Source organism: Vibrio vulnificus NBRC 15645 = ATCC 27562, assembly GCF_002224265.1.
Classification (GTDB): Bacteria; Pseudomonadota; Gammaproteobacteria; order Enterobacterales; family Vibrionaceae; genus Vibrio; species Vibrio vulnificus.
The window spans coordinates 781,418-802,387 of the sequence record NZ_CP012881.1; the positions used below are offsets into that span (position 1 = coordinate 781,418).

Consider the following 20,970-nt stretch of genomic DNA (forward strand, 5'->3'; position numbering starts at 1 on the left):
TACTCCCGTGATTAATCATTGATATCGAGGGCACGCTTGCTCTCGTTGAGGTAGTTTTTCAAGTAGCTGTCGATAACACGTGGGTTCTGACCATCTTGGATCGCCAACACGCCGTCCATGATCAAACGACGATTAAGGGTCTCTTGGTCGCGACGAAGCGCCAATTTATCCGCAATCGGGAAGAACACCATGTTCGACAAAATCGCACCGTAGAGTGTGGTCAAAAGCGCAACCGCCATCGCAGGGCCGATGGATTTTGGGTCATCCATGTTGGACAACATCGCCACCAGACCAACAAGGGTACCGATCATCCCCATCGCAGGTGCAACATCACCAAACGCGCGAAACACGCCCGTTCCTTGCGTGTGACGTTCATCAGTTAAGGCTATGTCTTTCTGTAGTGCTGCACGCACCACATCGGCATCGTGGCCATCCACCAACAAATCAATGCCTTTTTGCATGAAGCTGTTGGAGATCTCCATCTCTTCCAAGGCCAAGAAACCGCCTTTACGCGCCGCGTCTGCCATTTCGACAATTTTCGCAATCAGATCTTCTGGTTCATCGGCTTTGAACATGAAGGCTTTGCCTGCAATCTTCGCCGCGCCAAAAAATTGCCCCATCGTGAACTTCATCAATACAACGAAGATGGAACCACCGACAACGATGAGGATTGAGGTCACATCGACGAACATCATGATGCTGCCGCCAAGAATCATCGCCATCACGACGAAAGCAAGGCCACCTATCAAACCTAAAAGGGTTGCTAAATCCACAAAGCACTCCTCATGCTATTTTCCGATTTACCGCAATATAAAGAGATTATTTTCTTTATCGACAATGAGTAACGATCTTTTAGCAAAAACTTGGTCAACAAGTCACAAAATTGCTGCTAAGCGTCAAAATAAAGCCGTTACCCTTGATTATTTCGATGAGGCGGCAAAGTGCCAAGCATCATCTCGGGGCTTTTTACAAGTTATAGCAAGTTTACTGCCATTTTAACGCTCACGGGCAACCTTTTTGTTAGCAAGCCAATATTCTCCTCCTTATTAACCTCATTTTCAGATAAATTTACCCGCTTAAATTTGACCAAGTCAGCGTGCTAAGGTAACTTGCGGGCATTCTTTTAAAGGCAGAATAGATATGGCAACCAAGAAACCAGAAAACATGTCCTTCGAAGCAACCATCGAAGAATTGGACAATTTGGTGGATCAACTGGAAAACGGTGATCTGGCTTTAGATGACGCTCTTAAGAAATTTGAGCGTGGGATCGCATTAGCCAGAGCCAGCCAAGCTAAACTAACAGAAGCAGAACAAAGAGTTAGCATTTTACTGAGCGACAGTGATGATGCTCCTCTCAGCGATTTCTCCACCTTGGCAGAGTAATGTTTTAAATGGATAACTCTATGATTGACGTCCTTGCGTCTTTTCAGCAGCGTAACAACCAACAACTCAATCTTTGGCTCGATAAACTGCCACACCAAAATCAAGCGCTGATTCAAGCGATGCGCTACGGACTAGTGTTAGGTGGAAAACGTGCTCGCCCATTTTTGGTGTATGCCACCGGTGAGATGCTTGGTTGCAGCCAAGAGCAACTCGACACGCCTGCGTCAGCGATTGAGTGTATCCATGCTTACTCTCTTATCCATGATGATCTGCCAGCCATGGATGATGATGAACTGCGCCGCGGCCAACCAACCTGCCATGTTAAATTTGACGAAGCCACCGCCATTTTAACCGGTGATGCTTTACAAACACTCGCGTTCACCATTCTCGCTGAAGGCACATTGTCTGCTGATGGAGAAACACAACGTGTTGCCATGATCCAAGCATTGGCACAAGCCTCTGGAGCGCAAGGCATGTGCATTGGTCAGGCGTTGGATTTGGCCGCGGAAAACCGCGCAGTCACGCTGGAAGAGTTAGAAGAGATTCACCGTAACAAAACCGGCGCTTTGATCCGTTGCGCGGTGCGCTTAGGCGCCTTGGCTGCGGGCGAAAAAGGTTTGGCTATTTTGCCTCAGTTGGAGAAGTACTCCACTGCGATTGGGTTAGCATTTCAGGTGCAAGATGACATTTTGGATATCATTAGTGATACCGAAACGCTCGGGAAGCCACAAGGTTCTGACCAAGAACTCAACAAGAGTACTTACCCATCGCTGCTCGGTTTAGAAGGCGCAATGGAGAAAGCTCACACTCTGTTACATGAAGCACTTCAAGCTTTGGAAGCAATCCCATACAATACCCAACACTTAGAAGAGTTCGCCCGATACGTCGTCGAGCGCAAGAACTAACACAATAAGCGCGCATACCTATGACTCTTGATATTTCAAAGTACCCGACACTGGCACTAGCAGAAACACCCGATGAGCTGCGTCTCTTACCAAAAGAGACGTTGCCAACACTGTGCGATGAATTGCGCACTTACTTATTGAACTCCGTCAGTCAATCAAGCGGTCACCTAGCCTCTGGTCTTGGCACCGTTGAGCTTACGGTTGCCCTTCACTACGTTTACAACACGCCTTTTGATCAACTGATTTGGGATGTAGGCCACCAAGCGTACCCACACAAAATCCTGACTGGTCGTCGTGAGCAGATGCCAACTATCCGTCAAAAAGGCGGGTTACACCCTTTTCCATGGCGTGAAGAAAGTGAGTACGACACCCTGTCTGTTGGCCACTCTTCGACCTCGATCAGTGCTGCGCTTGGTATGGCCATCTGCGCAGAAAAAGAAGGCCAAAACCGCAAAGTCGTTAGTGTAATTGGTGATGGCGCGATCACGGCAGGCATGGCGTTTGAAGCAATGAACCATGCTGGTGATGTACACAGCGATATGCTCGTTATTCTCAATGACAACGAAATGTCGATCTCCGAAAACGTGGGCGCGCTTAACAACCATCTTGCTCGTGTCCTTTCTGGCAATCTTTATACCTCGATCCGTGAAGGTGGCAAGAAAGTGCTCTCTGGCGTACCACCGATTAAAGAACTGGTTCGTCGCACCGAAGAGCATCTTAAAGGCATGGTGGTTCCGGGTACCCTTTTCGAAGAACTGGGTTTTAACTACATTGGTCCGATTGATGGCCACGATGTGGTGGAGCTGGTCAAAACCCTAAAGAACATGCGCGAGCTAAAAGGCCCGCAGTTTCTGCACATTATGACCAAGAAAGGCAAAGGTTATGAGCCTGCCGAAAAAGATCCGATTGGCTATCACGGTGTGCCAAAGTTCGATCCTGCCCATAATAGCCTGCCGAAAAGCAGTGGTGGTAAGCCAAGTTTTTCCAATATTTTTGGCGATTTCCTTTGTGACATGGCAGCGCAAGATCCAAAACTGATGGCGATCACTCCCGCCATGCGTGAAGGCTCCGGCATGGTGCGTTTCTCTAAAGAATACCCAGAGCAATATTTCGATGTGGCGATTGCAGAGCAGCACGCTGTGACACTGGCTACCGGGATGGCCATTGGCGGATACAACCCGATTGTGGCGATTTACTCGACTTTCTTGCAACGCGGCTATGACCAACTGATCCACGATGTGGCGATCATGAACCTACCAGTGATGTTCGCGATTGACCGAGCGGGTTTAGTGGGCGCAGATGGTCAAACTCACCAAGGTGCGTTCGATTTAAGCTACATGCGCTGTATTCCAAACATGGTGATCATGGCGCCAAGTGATGAGAACGAATGCCGCCAAATGCTCTATACCGGCCACAAACATCAAGGGCCGAGCGCGGTGCGTTATCCTCGTGGCAATGGCATGGGCACGCCTATCGAATCTGAATTTACCGCGCTTGAGATTGGTAAAGGCCGCTTGGTTCGCCAAGGCGAAAAGGTGGCCATTCTGAGTTTCGGCACCTTCTTAGCCAATGCGCTTGAAGCGGCAGAAGCATTGAATGCGACTGTCGCAGACATGCGTTTTGTGAAACCTCTTGATGAAGCGCTAATTCGTCAATTGGCCAACGAGCATGATGTGCTTATCACGATTGAAGAAAACGCCATTGCCGGTGGTGCCGGTGCGGGCGTGATCGAGTTTATGATGCAAGAAAAGATCATGAAACCAGTCTTGAACCTTGGTCTACCGGATAAGTTCATCCATCAAGGTACTCAAGAAGAGTTGCATGAAGAACTCGGCTTAGATGCCAAAGGCATTGAGCAAGCAATTCGCCACTATCTAGCAAAATAAAGTAGAGACAAACTGACACAAAAAAGGGATTGGCAAAGCCAATCCCTTTTTATGCCTTATCCGGCTTATAGCCAACCTGAAAAATAACCGACGGCATAAAGCGATAGCGCGGACATCACCCCTGCGACAATGTCATCCAGCATAATGCCTACCCCACCATGCACACGCTTATCCAACCAGCCAATCGGCCAAGGTTTGACCATATCAAAGAAGCGGAACAACACGAACCCTGCACCTATCCATTTCAGCTCAGAAATGGGAATTTGCAGCGCAGGCATGATGGTCATGGTGATCCAAAATCCAGCAAACTCATCCCAGACAATCGAGCCATGATCGTGCACGCCCATGTCGTCTGATGTCACTTGGCAAATTTTAATACCGACTAGACAGGCCGCGACAACAATCACCAAATAGACAGGAAGAGGCAATGGAGCGAAAACCAGAAACAGAGGAATGGACGCCAATGTTCCCATAGTGCCAGGGATAATCGGCGATAAGCCGCTGCCAAACCCCGTTGCCAATAAATGCCAAGGATTATTTAAAGAAATTTTATCAAGTGGATTGTTCATGGTGATTACGCCTTAAAGTGGTCAAAGCCACTCAAATCCCAATTTAATTTTGTACCGTCATCATGGAGTTCAAAAAAGCCATATGGACGAATTTGCCCAATACACGTTACTTTACAACCTACGTGCGCCAAGGCGCTTTCGATTGTGCCTCTTGCCTCTTCGGGCACGGTAAAACAAAGCTCGTATTCTTCACCGCTGGTCAGCGCATATTGAAGTGCTGTTTCGCGCTCGGTCAAAAAAGAAAGCAGTTCAGAGGAAATCGGCAGCTTAGAGACATCGAGGCTAACACCAACCTGAGAACGGTTTAAGATGTGCCCTAAATCCGCAATTAAGCCATCGGAGATATCAATCGCCGCCGAAGCTAATCCGACCAACGCTTGCCCAGCTAAAATGCGCGGCATACTCATATAGTGCGCTTTTTCTAGCGCTTGTGCGGCTGGGCGTGTACGCAAGTTGCTATCGAGAATCACATCCAATCCCGCCTTTGCATCGCCTAGCGTCCCCGTGACAAACACATAGTCGCCCGGCTTGGCGCCACTGCGCGTGATCGCTTTCCCTTCAGGGACAAACCCTTGCACTGTCATGGTCAAACTCAGTGGGCCTTTCGTTGTGTCGCCACCAATGAGCTGAATGCCAAAGTAATCTGCCAGCTTAAAAAAACCATCACAAAAGGGAGCTAACCAAGCTTCGTCAGCTTGCGGCATAGTCAGAGCAAATGAGACCCACGCAGGGGTTGCGCCCATGGCAGCCAAATCGCTGATGTTTGACGCTAACGCCTTATGCGCCACCCACGCAGGATCGGCATCGGCTAAGAAATGAGTGCCACATACTAGGGTATCGGTGCTAATGGCAATTTGCACATTGGCGGGAGCTTTAACCAGAGCGCAGTCGTCTCCAGCAGCAAGGTGTACATCTTTACGTTGAGCCTGACGGCCAACGAAGTATTTTTCAATCAGATTAAACTCGCCTGACATCAAAATCCTTTCCTTTGTTATAAAAAAGGCCAGCATTGTGCTGACCTTTTCGTTATTCAGTGACGCTTATTTTTTGCGTACGTGCGGTGCGGCTTTATCTAGCACACCGTTGACAAACTTGTGACTGTCTTCAGCGGCAAAAACTTTAGCCAGTTCAATCGCTTCGTTAATCACAACTTTGTAAGGTACGTCTTCACGGCGAGTCATTTCGTACATCGCCAAACGTAACAACGCCAGTTCCATCATATCCAAATCTTGCATTGGACGAGAAACGTAAGGGCGAATCTTACTATCCAGTTCGGTGTGGCTTAGAACAACACCGGTCAACAAGTCGCGGAAGTATGCTACGTCAGTCTCCGGAGCTGCAAGTGCAGGCTCAGCAGCACGATGCTCTTCTTCATCATACTTTTCGCCAGCCAAAAACTGAGCTTCGATAGTGGCAACATTTTCTTTAGTAATTTGCCATGAATAGATTGCTTGTAAAGCGAATTGACGTGCGTTACGACGTGCGGCTGGTTTCACACTGGCCCCCATTAGGAATCAATTTCAGAAAGAACGTTTATCATCTCAAGTGCGCTCAGTGCAGCTTCTGCACCTTTGTTACCAGCCTTGGTTCCTGCGCGTTCAATAGCTTGATCGATAGTATCAACGGTCAATACGCCAAATGCCACTGGAATACTAAATTCAAGAGACACTTGTGCTAGACCTTTATTCATTTCACTACAAACATAGTCGAAGTGTGGTGTACCACCACGGATCACTGAGCCAAGAGATACAATCGCGTCGAACTTACCTGTTTTTGCTACGCGCTGAGCCACTAGAGGTAGTTCAACAGCACCAGGACAACGTACAACGGTGATGTTGTCTTCACTGACTTGACCGTGACGCTTCAAAGTGTCGATGGCACCAGACAATAGACTTTCGTTAATAAAACTGTTGAAACGAGAAATAACGATAGCAATTTTTGCGTTTGGCGCAGGGAAGCCACCCTCGATCACTTTCATAAGCCTTCCTTTAACTATGTTCATCAAGTGAGAATCGCCGGATTCTAGCACAATTTTGTGAGCAATATCTAATGGTATTTCGCCACGAAATACTGCCTTACAGCGAAGAGATGAGTCGAATTAGGGGAGAAAAATAAACGCAGCGTTATTTTCGCTGCGTTTATTAGAAGTGGTGTTATTCACACACATACTCAACAACGTTCAGACCAAAACCACCAAGGGCATGGTATTTCTTGTTGCTGGAAGAAAGTAAACGCATATCGTGCACACCTAAATCTGCAAGGATTTGCGAGCCGACACCAACACGACGTGAAGTGCCCTGCTTCTTGGCCAATTTAGGTGCCTCTTCTTTGTCTTGTGCTTCAAACATTTTGACACGGTGAATCAGCAGGTCAGGTGACTCTTCATTACCCAGAATCACCAGAACGCCCCCTTCTTGGCCAATACGCTTCATCGCTTTATCAAGCGTCCAACTGCGCTCAGCGTTACGATCGCTGCGCAGTAAATCGGTAAAGGTGTCTTGCAAGTGAACACGAACCAGTGGCGTTTGATCACCCACAGTGCCTTTACGCAAAGCAAAGTGGATTTGATTATCAATGGTGTCGCGGTACGTTATCAGATCAAACTCACCAAACTCAGTGGGTAGCTTGCACTCTGCAACGCGTTCAATCGTGGTTTCGGTATTGTTTCGATACTCAATCAAATCGGCAATGGTGCCGAGTTTAAGACCATGCTGCTCAGCAAACACTTCCAAATCAGGGCGGCGCGCCATGGTGCCATCGTCATTAAGGATTTCAACGATAACAGAGGCTGGTTCGAAACCCGCTAAACGAGCAAGGTCGCAGCCTGCCTCGGTATGACCCGCGCGAGTCAAAACGCCACCATCTTGCGCAGCCAATGGGAAAATGTGCCCCGGTTGCACCAAGTCTGCCGCTTTAGCTTCTTTTGCTACTGCCGCTTGAACGGTGCGAGCACGATCCGCCGCTGAAATACCTGTTGTCACGCCTTCCGCCGCTTCGATGGAAACAGTGAAGTTGGTCGTGTATTGCGCGTTGTTATCTTGCACCATTGGCGGCAATCCAAGGCGCTGACAACGCTCTTTGGTCATAGTCAAACAGATCAAACCGCGACCATATTTGGCCATAAAATTGATGGCTTCTGGCGTAATGTGCTCCGCCGCCATAATCAAATCACCTTCGTTTTCACGGTCTTCATCGTCCATTAAGATGACCATTTTGCCTAAACGAATGTCTTCAATGATCTCTTGGGGTGTACTGATTGGCATAGCGATATTTCCTGTCAATTTAAGCGCTAAAACGCTGATAGACACTAGTCTGATTCATCGTTACCGAGTGTCAACCTGTGGGCTAACATTCTGTGAACTAAGCAAAACCATTCTGTTGCAAGAATTCCATGGTGATGCGGGATTCATTATTGGATTGAGCTTGTTGACCGAGTAACAAACGTTCCATGTAGCGAGCAAGAACGTCCACTTCTAAGTTGACTTTGCGACCCACTTGGAAATCATTAATCGTGGTTTCGTCACCCGTATGAGGGACGATGGTGAGTTTAAACGCGTTCTTGCGTAGGTCATTCACGGTCAAACTGATCCCATCAACAGTGATTGAGCCTTTTTCCGCCACGTACTTGCTCAAGCTCTCAGGCATCACAACCCAAAACTCGATCGCACGGCCAACCTGATTACGCTCAACAATTTCACCAACGCCATCCACATGGCCAGAAACAATATGACCACCAAAACGGGTGGTTGGCAGCATCGCTTTCTCGAGGTTCACCTTGTCACCAACTTGATAATTGGCAAAGCCCGTTTTCTTTAAAGACTCTAACGAGAGATCAGCACTGTAATGACGGTCTGAAAAATCAATCACCGTTAGGCAAACACCATTCGTGGCAATACTGTCGCCCAACTTAACGTCCGACATATCTAGCTTGCCTGTGTTAACCGTTACGGTAATGTCTTCCCCTCTTGGGGTAATCGCAGCCAAGGTTCCAACTGCTTCGATAATTCCTGTGAACATATCAACTTTCTTTTGCTTTGATGTGCGCAATGATGCGGATATCCGGCCCAACCATTCGCACATCTTTAATGTCTAAATCGATCACTTGCGACATGGCTTGCAAACCCAGCGCACCAATCAACCCACGTCCATCGCTGCCCATCAGTTTGGGGGCTAGGTAAACAATCAGCTCATCCACCAACTGGTGTTTTATCAGCTTCGCCGCCAACGTTGCTCCCGCTTCAACCCAAAGATGGTTAATGAACTGCATTTGACTCAGTTGCGCGAACAGTTGCGGCAAATCGATCTGCCCTTGCTCATCCAAAGGTGCAGGGAGATCGCCTTTGGGGCCAACAATGAGTCGCTCACCCGCGGTTTGGTAAAGTTTTAGCTCCGGCGAAAGCTCGGCTTGTCTGTCCAACACAACTCGAGTTGGCTGGCGCAGCTGTTCTTGCGGCAAAGCGTGTTGCACAGACGAAGGTAACTCTGACCAGCGAACATTGAGAGACGCATTGTCAGCAATCACCGTTTTACTGGTGGACAAAATCGCCCCAGACTGAGCCCGAAAACGTTGCACATCTCGGCGAGCTTGTGGTGAGGTGATCCACTGACTGTTGCCATTGGCCAACGCTGTTTGACCGTCGAGGGACGCGGCCATTTTGAGTTGAACAAACGGCATGCCCGTTTTCATTCGCTTAATAAAAGCAGGATTCAGTGCTTCTGCTTCTGCTTGAAGTAGGCCTACCGATACCTCGATCCCAGCCTCTCGCAACATGGCAAAACCTCTCCCCGCGACTTGGGGGTTTGGGTCTTCCATGGCACACACCACTCGGCTTACCCCAGCGTTGATTAAACCTTCGGCACATGGGGGCGTTCGACCATAGTGTGAGCAAGGCTCTAATGTGACGTAAGCGGTCGCCCCTTTGGCTTTGTCGCCAGCCATACGCATTGCGTGCACTTCCGCATGAGGCTCGCCAGCACGAAAGTGAAAACCTTCTCCGACAATTTCGCCGTCGCGCAGTAATACACAGCCAACATTAGGATTAGGTGCGGTGGTATAGAGGCCGCGTTTCGCCAAAGCAATGGCGCGCAGCATCATTTGTCTATCGATTGCAGTAAATTCCGACATGGTGAACCGTTACCTTGCGTTAATCTTCCAATCTGGCGATTTCTTCACCAAATTCACGAATATCTTCAAAACTACGGTATACGGAAGCAAAGCGAATATAGGCCACTTTGTCTAAATGTTTGAGCTGTTCCATCACCAAGTTACCGATCATTTTGCTCGGTACTTCACGCTCGCCAGTGGCACGTAATTTGGATTTGATCATGCTGATCGCCAGTTCAATCGCATCGGCACTGACAGGGCGCTTCTCTAAAGCACGCTGAATACCACCAACCATCTTGTCTTCATTGAACGGCTCACGGTTGCCATTGGATTTGATCACCTTTGGCATTAACAGCTCCGCGGTTTCAAACGTGGTAAAACGCTCGTTACACGCGAGGCACTGACGACGGCGACGGACTTGATGACCATCGGCCACCAAACGTGAATCAATTACTTTGGTGTCATTTTCTGAACAGAAAGGACAATGCATATCACCTCCCAATGATGCATAGATCCATCTGCACGCGATTGCGAATATCCGTGCTAATACAGCGATTCACGGTAGCAAAGCAGGTGCAGAACTTGCGGCTAGTTTAGCGGAATTGCTAGGCCGAATAAAACAAAAAGGGGCGTGATGCCCCTTTTTCAAAACGGTTTAGACCGGATATGTTAACTCAAACTCGATTACACTTACGCGCGTGAAAGGTAATTCGCCTTGCCAACCCATTTGTAACTGGTTAACTCTTCCAATCCCATTGGACCACGTGCGTGCAATTTCTGAGTAGACACTGCCACTTCGGCGCCCAAACCAAATTGTGCGCCATCGGTAAAGCGTGTCGATGCGTTGACATACACCGCCGCAGAGCCCGCAGAGTTGATGAACAGCTCTGCGTTTTGCAGATGATTAGTCATGATAGCGTCAGAGTGACTCGCGTTATGTTCACGCATGTGTTCGATCGCTTCTTGCACATCCGCAACCACTTTGACCCCCAGCGTGTAACTCAACCATTCGGTATCAAAATCACCGTCACTCGCATCACGCATCTGTGCAGCTTTAGTCATGTACGCTTTGGCTTTTGGTTCAACAACAAAAGTCACTTTGCCATTTAGTTTTGAAACCAGCATCGGAAGAAACTGCTCTGCAATACGCTCATGGACAAGTAAGGTATCCAGCGCATTACAAGCGGAAGGACGCTGAGCTTTTGCATTCTCCACCACATCCACGCTTTTCGCGAGATCGGCCGTTTCATCAACGAAAATATGGCTGATACCGAAGCCACCAATGATCACAGGGATGGTGCTGTTTTCTTTACACATTTTGTGCAGCCCCGCGCCACCACGAGGGATGATCATGTCAACGTAATCGTCCAGTTTCAGCAATTGAGTGACCAACTCGCGATCTGGTTTTTCTATGTATTGCACCGACGCCGCTGGCAGGCCAGCTTTCGCTAACGCCGATTGAATCACCTTCACCAACTCCATGTTGGAGAAGAAGGTCTCTTTACCGCCACGTAGGATGCTCGCGTTGCCGGTTTTTAGGCACAATGCCGCGATGTCGATAGTGACATTTGGGCGCGCTTCGTAAATCACACCAACCACGCCAAGCGGCACACGACGGCGTGACAACTGCATGCCATTTTCCAACACTTTACTGTCGATTTCGCGACCGACCGGATCCGTTAGGCTGATCACGTTACGTACATCGTTGGCGATGCCATTCAAGCGAGATTCATTCAAAAGTAAACGATCCAGCATCGCTTCGCTCAAACCCGCTTGTCGACCGAGTTCGATATCTTTGCTGTTTGCCGCCAAAATATCCGCTGCATTCGCTTCAAGTTCATCTGCAATGATGGCCAATGCTTTGTTCTTTTGCGCCGTAGAAGCGGTGGCGAGCTGAAAAGCAGCGTCTTTTGCCGCTTTGCCTAATGTGATTAAATCCACTTTGTTGTCCTCTTTGATTCTGGTGAGCGACTATTCTTGGATGACAACCATGTCGTCACGGTGAATCACTTCTGAACCATAGTCATAGCCCAGAATCGAAATAATGTCTTTGCTGTGCTTACCGGCAATTTTCGCCATATCTTGGTTGGAATAACTCGCAATACCTCGCGCAACCAAATGGCCCTGTGCATCCGTTACACGAACCACTTCGCCACGAGAAAACTCGCCAAGTACCTTGGTCACCCCTTTCGCCAACAAACTGCTGCCTTTTTCGACCACGGCTTTCACCGCACCTTGGTCAATCACAATATCACCAGAGGCTGCAGGGCCAGCGAGGATCCAACGCTTGCGGTTTTCCAACGCCTCTTCACAAGGCAAGAAACGGGTTCCTTGAGGTACTGGGCTCAACGCATCAAAAATGACATTTTGACCACGGCCTGCCGCAATGATGACTTCAATGCCAGCACGACGCGCAATGTCCGCTGCTTGGAGCTTTGTTGCCATCCCACCAGTGCCTAGTGTTGTACCACTACCACCCGCAATTTTACGTAAGGTGTCGTCAATGACTTTAACTTCTTTGATCAGCTCAGCATTGGGATCTTTACGCGGATCGGCGGTATACAAGCCTTTTTGGTCTGTCAGCAATAGCAGTTTATCAGCACCACATAAAATGCCCACTAAGGCAGAGAGGTTGTCGTTGTCGCCCACTTTGATTTCGCTCGTGGCGACAGCGTCATTTTCGTTAACGACAGGAATAATACCGTTATCCACTAACGCGTTAATCGTATCTCGAGCATTGAGAAAACGTTCGCGATCTTCGAGATCCGCTCGTGTTAGCAACATTTGGCCAATTTTTATGCCATAAAGTGCAAATAACGATTCCCAAGTTTGAATCAACTGACTTTGCCCAACCGCAGCAAGCAACTGTTTGCTCGCCATCGCATTGGGCAGCGCGGGGTAACCTAAGTGCTCACGTCCAGCGGCAATCGCGCCTGACGAGACGACCACCACAGAGTGGCCTTGTTTTTTTAACTCTGCACATTGGCGCGCAAGCTCAACCATATGAGCGCGATCTAACGCTAATGTACCACCGGTTAACACACTGGTTCCAAGCTTCACAACGATAGTTTTTGGTTGAGAAGCAGCGACGCTTTGTTGATTCGTTGTCATGATGTCTTCTGAAATGAAACACAAAAATAGAGAAGATGTTTTAACAATCAAATGAAGAATTCACAAGCAGAAAAGGTGCGAAAATCGCACCTTTTTGATTTAGGTAGTTCCAAGAGGATGAAATCAGACAAATTCCACTGACTGCTCGTGATATGCCACGCTTAGCTGAAAATTTTCTTCCAAGGTTTTGACTAATTTGAGATGAAAACAGTTCTGGGTTTTATTCACTTCTTCAAGTGCATTTTTAGGAATAGCCAAATCGAGCCAGTTCCCTTCAACATCATATTTTCCAATATGATAGTTTGCTGTAAAGCCTCCCTCAGTCGCCTCCAGCTCCATCCACCAGCCCCAAAACTCGCGCAACTCTGGTGATTTTCGATCATCAATACAAACAGACAAGCAATCAAAGTAGTAAAGCCCTTCCTTAGATTGAGGGTCTCTCAAGTAAGGCCCCATCGCTCGCAATTTTGCCAACAAACGATTGTGGGTAGGGTTGTTCGTCACTTCTGACATGTGAATCTCCATTTTCTTCAATGTTAAGAATGACAATAATTTTTATTTATCATGAGCTTAAATTTTAAGTCTCATACATCACTCTTGACTAAATTAGGAGATTTGTCACCTTAAGAGTTCATCTTCCAGCCACTTTATCGCTAAATCGAGGGATTGCTCATATCCTTGTGTAATTGTTTTGGAACTGATTTTCTTCGCTTTGCCATAAGTGCTAAAAAACGCAACCATCTGATTATCCGAATATGGCGAGACAGGATCCCCTTCTAAGCTCATCGCCAAGATAGGCACCTTGGTTTTACGACTGCTCAAAAAGCCTTGTACTTTCAGTGACCACGCGGCCATTTGCCCCGATAAGCTGTAAATATCCACCACACTTTTACCTAAACGCGAGGCTAAAACATCGAGGTACATCTTCGGCATTTGCTGCAATTTCTGTGGGGAAGCAAAAATATCATGAATAGGCGCACCCAAGATAACGCAAGCTTTGATCTTTTCTTGCTCAAGGAACGAGAGCCTCACCATGGCGTTACCGCCAAAACGAAAGCCAATCAAACCCACTCGATGATGATCGACATAAGGAATAGAGAAAAGCTCGTTCAACACAGCTTGGTGAAGGCGACTGTAATCCTCCGTTAACGCGTATTTTGAACTGTACCCCACCGATGGCATGTCTACTGTCAACATGGCAATATCGTGCTTGGCAAGATGATCTCGAAATAGACGCCACATGTCTGTTTGCAGACTGTCTAACCCCGCACTCACAATAACCACAGGATGTGGTTTGTCCGTATTGGTCAGATGCAAGTGCGCGGTGATCTTCCCTTTCTCAAATGGGATCTCGAGCTGCTTGATGATGTATTTGCTTTTTTTCGCGGCTTCAAGGTAAGCGCTGTTGGCCAAAACTTGTGCTTGAATGGCCAAGTTATCACTCTTGAGGTGCGGGTAACCTGCGATGCTGTAGCACAAGGATGCGGAGAAGAGCGCTTCCGATGCCGCTTCATTCGTCATCTCACTGGCGCGCTTTTGATGCTCCATACCGAGCCTCGTCCATTCATAAGCCCAGTTGCCACTGTGATATCCCATCACCGTATCGAGCCATTGCTCATCAGTGCGTGAATGTTTGGAAGAGGCAATACGAGCCAACACTTGCTCTTGCTCAATAGGATCGACACCTTGCCACACCCATTGCAAGCGGCGAAGGTTGCGATACCAAGAAAAACCATTCTTCTCTTTAATTTCATCAAGTAAGGATTGGCTAGTCGGCATGTATTGAGTCAATGCCGAGGTTTCTTTGGCTTGCTTATGTTTGACAAATAGCGTTTCTGACAGGTTTTTGCTGACTTCTTCTGACATATTCGGGCTCAGAGTGACATTCCAAAAGACTAAAAAACAAATACGGCTCAGTGGCTTAATACTCTTTCCATTCAAGAGTGTGTGCGCCTAAAAGCCAAATCAGTATAACAGTATAAAAAAAAATGACCCGTAAAAGGGTCATTCTCTCAACAAAATCAGGATTTACTTCTGCTTTCGGTTTACTGGTTCAGCGTAAGCCAATGCCATATCCCATGGCTGTTCAATCCAAGTCTCTTGAGCGATGTCGACGACATAATCATCCAACAACTCTTTACCAGAAGGTTTTGCACAAACCGCAATCAGTTTCGCTTTAGGGTACATTTCACGCAGTTTACGCGCGGTGTCACCACTATCGACTAGATCTTCAACGATTAGGTAGCCTTCGCCGTCACCTTCCGGTGCTTTCAATACAGTCATATCACGTTGATGATCGTGGTCATAGCTGGAAATACAGATGGTGTCGACATAGCGAATACCTAGCTCACGAGCCAGAATAGCTCCAGGAACCAAGCCACCACGGCTCACTGCCCAAATGCCTTTCCACTGGTCTGCTGGCATCTGTTTTTCAGCAAGTTGACGGCAGTAAGTTTGCATGGCATCCCAGGTAATAACGAATTTGTTGCTCATTGTAATAACCTAATTATTTGAAAAATCTATTGTCCCAAACAGACAACAGGCTCTCATAAAGATGAGAGCCCGAAACGTAACAGAAAGTTTGGGTATCGAGCTGCGCAAACGATTATTCTACCGGAACGCAACTCTAAAAGCTATTTAAGCCACCAGATACTTGATGATAAAAATAGCCGACATAATCCAGACACTGAGTGAAACATCACGCCCTTTTCCGCTGAATAATTTGATGGCAGCATACGCGATGAAACCTAAAGAAATCCCTTCTGCAATCGAGAATGTCAGTGGCATCAGTAAGCATGTCACAACAACAGGAGCCGCCTCGGTTAAGTCGCGCCAATCAATACTCACAAGACCTGAAAGCATCAAAATTGCCACGTAAAACAAAGCACCTGCCGTCGCGTATGCAGGAATCATGCCAGCCAGTGGCGAAAAGAACAGTGCCAATAGGAATAGCACACCCACGACAACCGCAGTTAAACCTGTACGGCCACCAGCCGCCACACCAGAGACACTTTCGATGTAAGACGTTGTGTTTGACGTACCGAGTAGCGCACCTACAGAAGTCGCTGTTGAGTCAGCCAGCAGTGCTTTATTCAAACGTGGCAGTTTGCCATCTTTCTCAATCAGGTTCGCTTTGGTTGCAACACCCACGAGCGTGCCCGCCGTGTCGAACAAGTCAACGAACAAGAAAGCAAACACCACTGAAATCATGCCAACTTCAAAAACAGCAGAGAAGTCCAGTTGCATGAACGTAGGCGCAATACTTGGTGGGGTTGACATTACACCCGCCCATTGGACATCACCAAACACCAAACCAAGTGCCGTCACTGCCAAGATCGCAATCATTACTGCCCCTTTCACACCACGGTGAACAAGTGCAATAGTCAAAAAGAAACCAAAAGCCGCCAGAGCTGGTGCGAGAGAAGTGATATCGCCAAGAGAAACAAACGTCGCAGGATTATCAACAACAATGCCTGCATTTTTCAGTGCAATGAACGCAAGGAACAAGCCGATACCCGCTGAGATCCCCGTTCTCAAAGAGAGCGGAATCGAGTTGATGATCCACTCACGAATTTTGAAGATGCTCAACAGGATAAAAAGCACACCCGAAACAAATACGGCCGCCAATGCGACTTGCCAGGTATACCCCATTCCAAGAACAACCGCGTAGGTAAAGAAGGCATTTAAGCCCATGCCTGGCGCCTGTGCGATTGGGTAGTTGGCAAGTAGGCCCATGATGAAGCAGCCAATTGCTGCGGCAAGACAGGTAGCAACAAAAACGGCACCACGGTCCATTCCCGCATCAGCTAAAATCGCTGGGTTAACAAAAATGATGTAAGCCATCGTCAAGAAGGTAGTAATACCTGCAATGATCTCAGTGCGCACATTTGTGCCATGTTCGCTGAGTTTAAATAGCCTTTCGAGCATGATCGAATCCTGTAAAGGTAAAAAGTAAACGGTTGCGTAATCGATTGGCTGCAGATTATAAAGTTATCAAATAACAAATTCCAGATAGATTTTTCACTCTAATAAAGATTTCTCGCTGGATTATGAAACCATTTCAGCAAGAAAAATTAGCCGCTATTATTTTTCCTTTAAGAAACAACCAGAAAAAACAGGGACTTTAGAAGATAAACTGAAGAATAAATCGACAATGTCGTAAACTTACATGGAATAACGAGGAAAAATTGCAAAGTTTACATGCAAGAAATGCGGCGGATTCGATTGGTTTCGGAAGTGAGGTCTGTTCTCGTATCACTAATATTGAGAAAACAAAAAAACGCCACTCAATTTGAGTGGCGGTAGAATCATGTCAGTTCGATTACTGAAAGAAAATTCCAATTTAGGGGTGAACAAATCGTTCGGGGGTCACATGCACTTGGTTAGCGTACGTTACTTGTAACCAAAGCTTGTTGGGTATGCAAAGTTGCGGGTGTAAACAGAGTTGTTTGTCCAAAACATTGCAGATGCTAAACCTTTCATAACTATCACCTTATTAAATCAATTAAACATGTTTGATTTCTCGGTTCCTTGGAGGCGATAAACGGACTCATCCTTTGAGCATTTTTTCTTCGCTTCAGAAGTTGGTTACAAATATACCACCAAGAAATTTTATTACAATACTTTTAGTGATTAAAATCACATAAATTTCATTTAATGATCTACATCAAGCAAATTTGGTAATTAAATTACAGAATTATCAAACTCAAAATAGGTTAAGTTACAGAACATAACCAACCAATTGAGTAAGCGCTGACAGCGATGTTCACATTCTGTGACAGTGCACTTGTAAACAGCCAGTGACTGACACTACTCGGCTCTGCTTGCAAGTGATATCCTTGCTCACAACTTATAATCTGCTGAACCCACAACCATCTAATCTACTGGGCTAACAGCAGTGCCATCATCCGGCAAACCTAGAAAAAGGAGTCATCTGTGTCTGAGTTCCATTCTGAAATCAGTACCTTATCACCTGCTCCACTTTGGCAGTTTTTTGATAAGATTTGTTCTATCCCACACCCATCAAAGCATGAAGAAGCACTTGCTCAATACATCGTCAACTGGGCGGCAGAGCAAGGTCTAGACGTTCGTCGCGATCCAACCGGCAATGTGTTTATTAAAAAGCCTGCGACACCTGGCATGGAAAACAAAAAGGGTGTTGTTCTTCAAGCGCACATCGACATGGTGCCTCAAAAAAACGAAGACACTCAACACGACTTCACCACTGACCCTATTCGTCCATACATTGACGGTGAGTGGGTAACCGCAGAAGGTACGACGCTCGGAGCGGATAATGGAATTGGCATGGCTTCCTGCCTTGCGGTGTTGGCCTCAACAGAGATCAAGCATGGTCCAATTGAAGTTCTGCTAACCATTGATGAAGAAGCAGGCATGACGGGCGCTTTCGGTTTGGACGCTGGCTGGCTAGAAGGCGACATTCTTCTCAATACCGATTCAGAGCAAGAGGGTGAAGTCTACATGGGTTGCGCAGGCGGTATCGACGGCGCGATGACGTTTGATATTCAACGCGAAGCGGTTCCTGCAGGCTTTATTACTCGTCAGTTAACGTTAAAAGGCTTAAAAGGCGGTCACTCAGGCTGTGACATCCACACTGGCCGTGGTAATGCAAACAAACTGATGGCACGTTTCCTTGCCGGCCACGCACAAGAATTGGATCTGCGCTTGGTGGAATTCCGCGGTGGTAGCCTGCGTAATGCGATTCCTCGTGAAGCCTTCGTCAAAGTGGCGCTGCCTGCAGAAAACCAAGATAAGCTTGCTCAACTGTTTGACTATTACACTGAACTTCTAAAAGCCGAACTCGGTAAAGTGGAAACCAACATTGTCACGTTTAACCAAGCGGTCGATGTGGAAGTGGGTGTATTGACCAATGCTGATCAACAACGCTTTGTCGCTGCGTTAAATGCTTGTCCAAACGGTGTCATTCGCATGAGCGATGAGATTGAAGGTGTGGTTGAAACGTCGCTTAACGTGGGTGTTATCACCACTGAAGAGAACAAAATCACCGTATTGTGCTTGATCCGATCACTGATCGACTCAGGTCGCAGCCAAGTGGAAAGCATGCTGACATCAGTCGCTGAACTGGCTGGCGCACACATTGTGTTCTCTGGCGCTTACCCTGGTTGGAAACCGGATGCTGATTCTGAAATCATGGCGATCTTCCGTGATATGTACGAAGGCATTTACGGTCACAAACCGAACATCATGGTCATTCACGCGGGTCTAGAATGCGGCCTATTCAAGAAACCATACCCTGACATGGACATGGTGTCATTTGGCCCAACGATTAAGTTCCCGCACTCTCCAGATGAGAAAGTGAAGATTGACACAGTACAACTTTACTGGGATCAAATGGTGGCGTTACTGGAAGCGATTCCTGAAAAGGCATAACACGAGAAAATTGAGTAGGGTGAGGCGTTACCGCCTCATCCCTCTCACAGAACCGTACGTACGGGCCTCGTATACGGCTCATGCATACTCCATATCACCATGATTGGTGGCACAACATTAATCTGAGAATCTAATGTTGTCCGCTTTGTGGGGACAGTTTGTTTTCATCACTGTTGGTAACTTTCATTGCAGGATTTGGCGTTCTAGCTCAACGGCAATCTACCAAACTTAGTTGCAATTACTTCCCTTATACGACCTGTCTCACCAGAATTCACTATTCCTAGTGCACCAATTCGACTTGTCCCGTTGATCAGACGGCTTGTGTATCAATGATAAATTCTAACTACTCATCAAAGTCTTAAAGTATGCTTCCCCCCTTCGCAGCTTTCCATGCTTTTGGCGATGGCTCGCTCCTTTACACATATTGGCAAAGGTCGGCTTGGTTTTGTCCTCCACACCATTACTGGCTTTCATCGGCCTAGCCTTAATCACTACTACGGGTTCATCTGCCACCTCGCACCAACGTACATCTTGAGTCACCTCTTGATGGACGCCTCCGGCGTTTGACCGGATGTGGTGTCAGGCTTCCCCAGTTATTGCACTGACTCCCTGTTAGATATCCCACCCTCAATCACAGTATTGGTCTGACTAAGTATCGGGCTTTGCGCTATGTTGGACGCTTACCCACCAATACCGCCGAAACAGGTTACGGTTAGTTGTGTACATCTAACTTCCTATGGCTTCCTTCAAACCCCACCGTTAGCCAGTGACGCCCTTGCCATTCGGATTGTCTTCCCCTTAGTCAGGGTGACTCCATTTTCTTTCAAGTGGACGGGTTTGCCAGCTTTGCTGGGCAAACAACAAAGGGCGCGAAACTCGCGCCCTTTCTGTATCGTTCGCTATCCATTAAGCACGATTTTGTGCGTAAGTCGCTAGCTCATCCATTGACGTTTGTGCAACCACTTCACCATCAATGTAGTACGTCACGAAATCACCTTCACGTACACCCGTTAATGTCGCTTTTTCACCATTGTTGTAGGTGATATCCATTTGAACGGTATTTTCGTCGATCTGCTGCATCATACCTTGCTCAATGATACGGTTGTTCGTTAACGGCGCAATCGGTGCAGTTGTTAGTGACTTGTCTAGTTGGTGGTTTACATCAATGTAAGTGTCCATCTTAGTGTCAAAGATGTGTGGCTTGCCGTTTAGCGGGTTTTTGCCCGTCCAGAATTCCAGTGAGTTAAATACAATGTAGTCTGCTGCAATCGCCACACCGTATACTGGCGCCAACAACATGTTTAGACCACCACGAGCGTAACGGTTGTCTACAGCTTTTAAGTTGAAGCCCATAACGTAACCCGTTACTGCGTTGCTGCCTACACAGCCAGACAATGCCATTGCTGCTACAGATAATGCCACGACTTTAGTGATCGTCTTTTTCATATTTACCTCGAATGTAATTTGGAGAACAGGAATTGGGGGCGCATATTAGCGCAGATAAAAACCATCCTCAAAGTAGGAAAATTCTGTGTTGCCAACGCGATCTCAAAATCAAGACTCCTTACATAACAAGGTTATATAGTAAAACAAGACACATTGAG

20 protein-coding genes are annotated in these 20,970 nt (G+C 47.3%); 4 read left to right on the forward strand and 16 right to left on the reverse strand.

What is annotated here, in order from left to right; all coding sequences use genetic code 11:
• Positions 1-11: 11 nt before the first annotated feature.
• On the reverse strand, positions 12-773 hold the full coding sequence (pomA, locus tag AOT11_RS03550) for a flagellar motor protein PomA (RefSeq protein ID WP_011078417.1): 762 nt from the start codon (positions 771-773) through the stop codon (positions 12-14).
• A 367-nt stretch (positions 774-1,140) separates the two neighbouring features.
• Between pomA and xseB the strand changes: the two genes are divergently transcribed.
• From xseB to dxs, 3 genes are read left to right on the forward strand one after another with little or no spacing between them, the layout of a single operon-like run.
• A complete protein-coding gene (xseB, locus tag AOT11_RS03555) occupies positions 1,141-1,383 on the forward strand; it encodes an exodeoxyribonuclease VII small subunit (RefSeq protein WP_011078418.1) in 243 nt (80 codons plus the stop codon).
• 20 nt (positions 1,384-1,403) lie between these two features.
• The gene (ispA, locus tag AOT11_RS03560) at positions 1,404-2,288 is read left to right on the forward strand and encodes a (2E,6E)-farnesyl diphosphate synthase (protein WP_026050427.1); all 885 of its coding nucleotides are present in this window, start codon (positions 1,404-1,406) and stop codon (positions 2,286-2,288) included.
• A gap of 20 nt (positions 2,289-2,308) precedes the next feature.
• Positions 2,309-4,174, forward strand: a complete 1,866-nt coding sequence (dxs, locus tag AOT11_RS03565; protein ID WP_017420856.1) for a 1-deoxy-D-xylulose-5-phosphate synthase — start codon at positions 2,309-2,311, stop codon at positions 4,172-4,174.
• Positions 4,175-4,239: 65 nt separating this feature from the next.
• On the opposite strand, the gene pgpA is transcribed toward dxs, so the two are convergent.
• The 14 genes from pgpA to AOT11_RS03635 form a co-directional block, all read right to left on the reverse strand.
• Positions 4,240-4,743, reverse strand: a complete 504-nt coding sequence (pgpA, locus tag AOT11_RS03570) for a phosphatidylglycerophosphatase A (RefSeq protein ID WP_017420855.1) — start codon at positions 4,741-4,743, stop codon at positions 4,240-4,242.
• Positions 4,744-4,748: 5 nt separating this feature from the next.
• Positions 4,749-5,717: a thiamine-phosphate kinase gene (gene thiL, locus AOT11_RS03575; protein WP_026050426.1), complete on the reverse strand. Its 969-nt coding sequence runs from the start codon at positions 5,715-5,717 to the stop codon at positions 4,749-4,751.
• A 66-nt stretch (positions 5,718-5,783) separates the two neighbouring features.
• Positions 5,784-6,251, reverse strand: coding sequence for a transcription antitermination factor NusB (gene nusB, locus AOT11_RS03580; protein ID WP_011078423.1), 468 nt, complete (start codon positions 6,249-6,251; stop codon positions 5,784-5,786).
• Positions 6,251-6,721, reverse strand: a complete 471-nt coding sequence (ribH, locus tag AOT11_RS03585; RefSeq protein ID WP_011078424.1) for a 6,7-dimethyl-8-ribityllumazine synthase — start codon at positions 6,719-6,721, stop codon at positions 6,251-6,253. The genes nusB and ribH overlap by 1 nt, the downstream gene beginning before the upstream one ends.
• Positions 6,722-6,896: 175 nt before the next feature.
• A complete protein-coding gene (gene ribBA, locus AOT11_RS03590; protein WP_026050425.1) occupies positions 6,897-8,006 on the reverse strand; it encodes a bifunctional 3,4-dihydroxy-2-butanone-4-phosphate synthase/GTP cyclohydrolase II in 1,110 nt (369 codons plus the stop codon).
• 97 nt (positions 8,007-8,103) lie between these two features.
• On the reverse strand, positions 8,104-8,760 hold the full coding sequence (locus AOT11_RS03595; protein ID WP_017420852.1) for a riboflavin synthase: 657 nt from the start codon (positions 8,758-8,760) through the stop codon (positions 8,104-8,106).
• 1 nt (position 8,761) lies between these two features.
• A complete protein-coding gene (gene ribD / locus AOT11_RS03600) occupies positions 8,762-9,868 on the reverse strand; it encodes a bifunctional diaminohydroxyphosphoribosylaminopyrimidine deaminase/5-amino-6-(5-phosphoribosylamino)uracil reductase RibD (protein ID WP_017420851.1) in 1,107 nt (368 codons plus the stop codon).
• Positions 9,869-9,887: 19 nt separating this feature from the next.
• A complete protein-coding gene (nrdR, locus tag AOT11_RS03605) occupies positions 9,888-10,337 on the reverse strand; it encodes a transcriptional regulator NrdR (protein ID WP_011149678.1) in 450 nt (149 codons plus the stop codon).
• A 200-nt stretch (positions 10,338-10,537) separates the two neighbouring features.
• Positions 10,538-11,806: a glutamate-5-semialdehyde dehydrogenase gene (locus tag AOT11_RS03610; protein ID WP_080586437.1), complete on the reverse strand. Its 1,269-nt coding sequence runs from the start codon at positions 11,804-11,806 to the stop codon at positions 10,538-10,540.
• Between the two features lie 12 nt (positions 11,807-11,818).
• Positions 11,819-12,958 (reverse strand): glutamate 5-kinase, encoded by a 1,140-nt coding sequence (proB, locus tag AOT11_RS03615; protein WP_017420849.1) that lies wholly within the window; start codon positions 12,956-12,958, stop codon positions 11,819-11,821.
• 123 nt (positions 12,959-13,081) lie between these two features.
• Entirely contained in the window at positions 13,082-13,471 is a 390-nt protein-coding gene (crl, locus tag AOT11_RS03620) for a sigma factor-binding protein Crl (RefSeq protein ID WP_011078431.1), read from the reverse strand.
• A gap of 105 nt (positions 13,472-13,576) precedes the next feature.
• Positions 13,577-14,824: an esterase FrsA gene (gene frsA, locus AOT11_RS03625; RefSeq protein WP_017420848.1), complete on the reverse strand. Its 1,248-nt coding sequence runs from the start codon at positions 14,822-14,824 to the stop codon at positions 13,577-13,579.
• A 162-nt stretch (positions 14,825-14,986) separates the two neighbouring features.
• On the reverse strand, positions 14,987-15,451 hold the full coding sequence (gene gpt, locus AOT11_RS03630; protein WP_017420847.1) for a xanthine phosphoribosyltransferase: 465 nt from the start codon (positions 15,449-15,451) through the stop codon (positions 14,987-14,989).
• 144 nt (positions 15,452-15,595) lie between these two features.
• Positions 15,596-16,885 (reverse strand): NCS2 family permease, encoded by a 1,290-nt coding sequence (locus AOT11_RS03635; protein WP_011078434.1) that lies wholly within the window; start codon positions 16,883-16,885, stop codon positions 15,596-15,598.
• Between the two features lie 1,008 nt (positions 16,886-17,893).
• Between AOT11_RS03635 and AOT11_RS03640 the strand changes: the two genes are divergently transcribed.
• Positions 17,894-19,366, forward strand: a complete 1,473-nt coding sequence (locus AOT11_RS03640) for an aminoacyl-histidine dipeptidase (RefSeq protein ID WP_017420845.1) — start codon at positions 17,894-17,896, stop codon at positions 19,364-19,366.
• A gap of 906 nt (positions 19,367-20,272) precedes the next feature.
• Here the strand turns inward: AOT11_RS03640 and AOT11_RS03655 are convergent.
• The gene (locus tag AOT11_RS03655) at positions 20,273-20,812 is read right to left on the reverse strand and encodes a DUF3332 domain-containing protein (protein WP_017420843.1); all 540 of its coding nucleotides are present in this window, start codon (positions 20,810-20,812) and stop codon (positions 20,273-20,275) included.
• Positions 20,813-20,970 lie beyond the last annotated feature (158 nt).

Coding starts and splice junctions, on each gene's coding strand:
- xseB (WP_011078418.1), top strand. CDS start 1,141: ATGGCAACCAAGAAACCAGAAAACATGTCCTTCGAAGCAACCATCGAA.
- gpt (WP_017420847.1), bottom strand. CDS start 15,451: ATGAGCAACAAATTCGTTATTACCTGGGATGCCATGCAAACTTACTGC.
- dxs (WP_017420856.1), top strand. CDS start 2,309: ATGACTCTTGATATTTCAAAGTACCCGACACTGGCACTAGCAGAAACA.
- thiL (WP_026050426.1), bottom strand. CDS start 5,717: ATGTCAGGCGAGTTTAATCTGATTGAAAAATACTTCGTTGGCCGTCAG.
- pgpA (WP_017420855.1), bottom strand. CDS start 4,743: ATGAACAATCCACTTGATAAAATTTCTTTAAATAATCCTTGGCATTTA.
- ribD (WP_017420851.1), bottom strand. CDS start 9,868: ATGTCGGAATTTACTGCAATCGATAGACAAATGATGCTGCGCGCCATT.
- AOT11_RS03635 (WP_011078434.1), bottom strand. CDS start 16,885: ATGCTCGAAAGGCTATTTAAACTCAGCGAACATGGCACAAATGTGCGC.
- AOT11_RS03595 (WP_017420852.1), bottom strand. CDS start 8,760: ATGTTCACAGGAATTATCGAAGCAGTTGGAACCTTGGCTGCGATTACC.
- crl (WP_011078431.1), bottom strand. CDS start 13,471: ATGTCAGAAGTGACGAACAACCCTACCCACAATCGTTTGTTGGCAAAA.
- ispA (WP_026050427.1), top strand. CDS start 1,404: ATGATTGACGTCCTTGCGTCTTTTCAGCAGCGTAACAACCAACAACTC.
- AOT11_RS03655 (WP_017420843.1), bottom strand. CDS start 20,812: ATGAAAAAGACGATCACTAAAGTCGTGGCATTATCTGTAGCAGCAATG.
- frsA (WP_017420848.1), bottom strand. CDS start 14,824: ATGTCAGAAGAAGTCAGCAAAAACCTGTCAGAAACGCTATTTGTCAAA.
- proB (WP_017420849.1), bottom strand. CDS start 12,958: ATGACAACGAATCAACAAAGCGTCGCTGCTTCTCAACCAAAAACTATC.
- ribBA (WP_026050425.1), bottom strand. CDS start 8,006: ATGCCAATCAGTACACCCCAAGAGATCATTGAAGACATTCGTTTAGGC.
- ribH (WP_011078424.1), bottom strand. CDS start 6,721: ATGAAAGTGATCGAGGGTGGCTTCCCTGCGCCAAACGCAAAAATTGCT.
- nusB (WP_011078423.1), bottom strand. CDS start 6,251: ATGGGGGCCAGTGTGAAACCAGCCGCACGTCGTAACGCACGTCAATTC.
- nrdR (WP_011149678.1), bottom strand. CDS start 10,337: ATGCATTGTCCTTTCTGTTCAGAAAATGACACCAAAGTAATTGATTCA.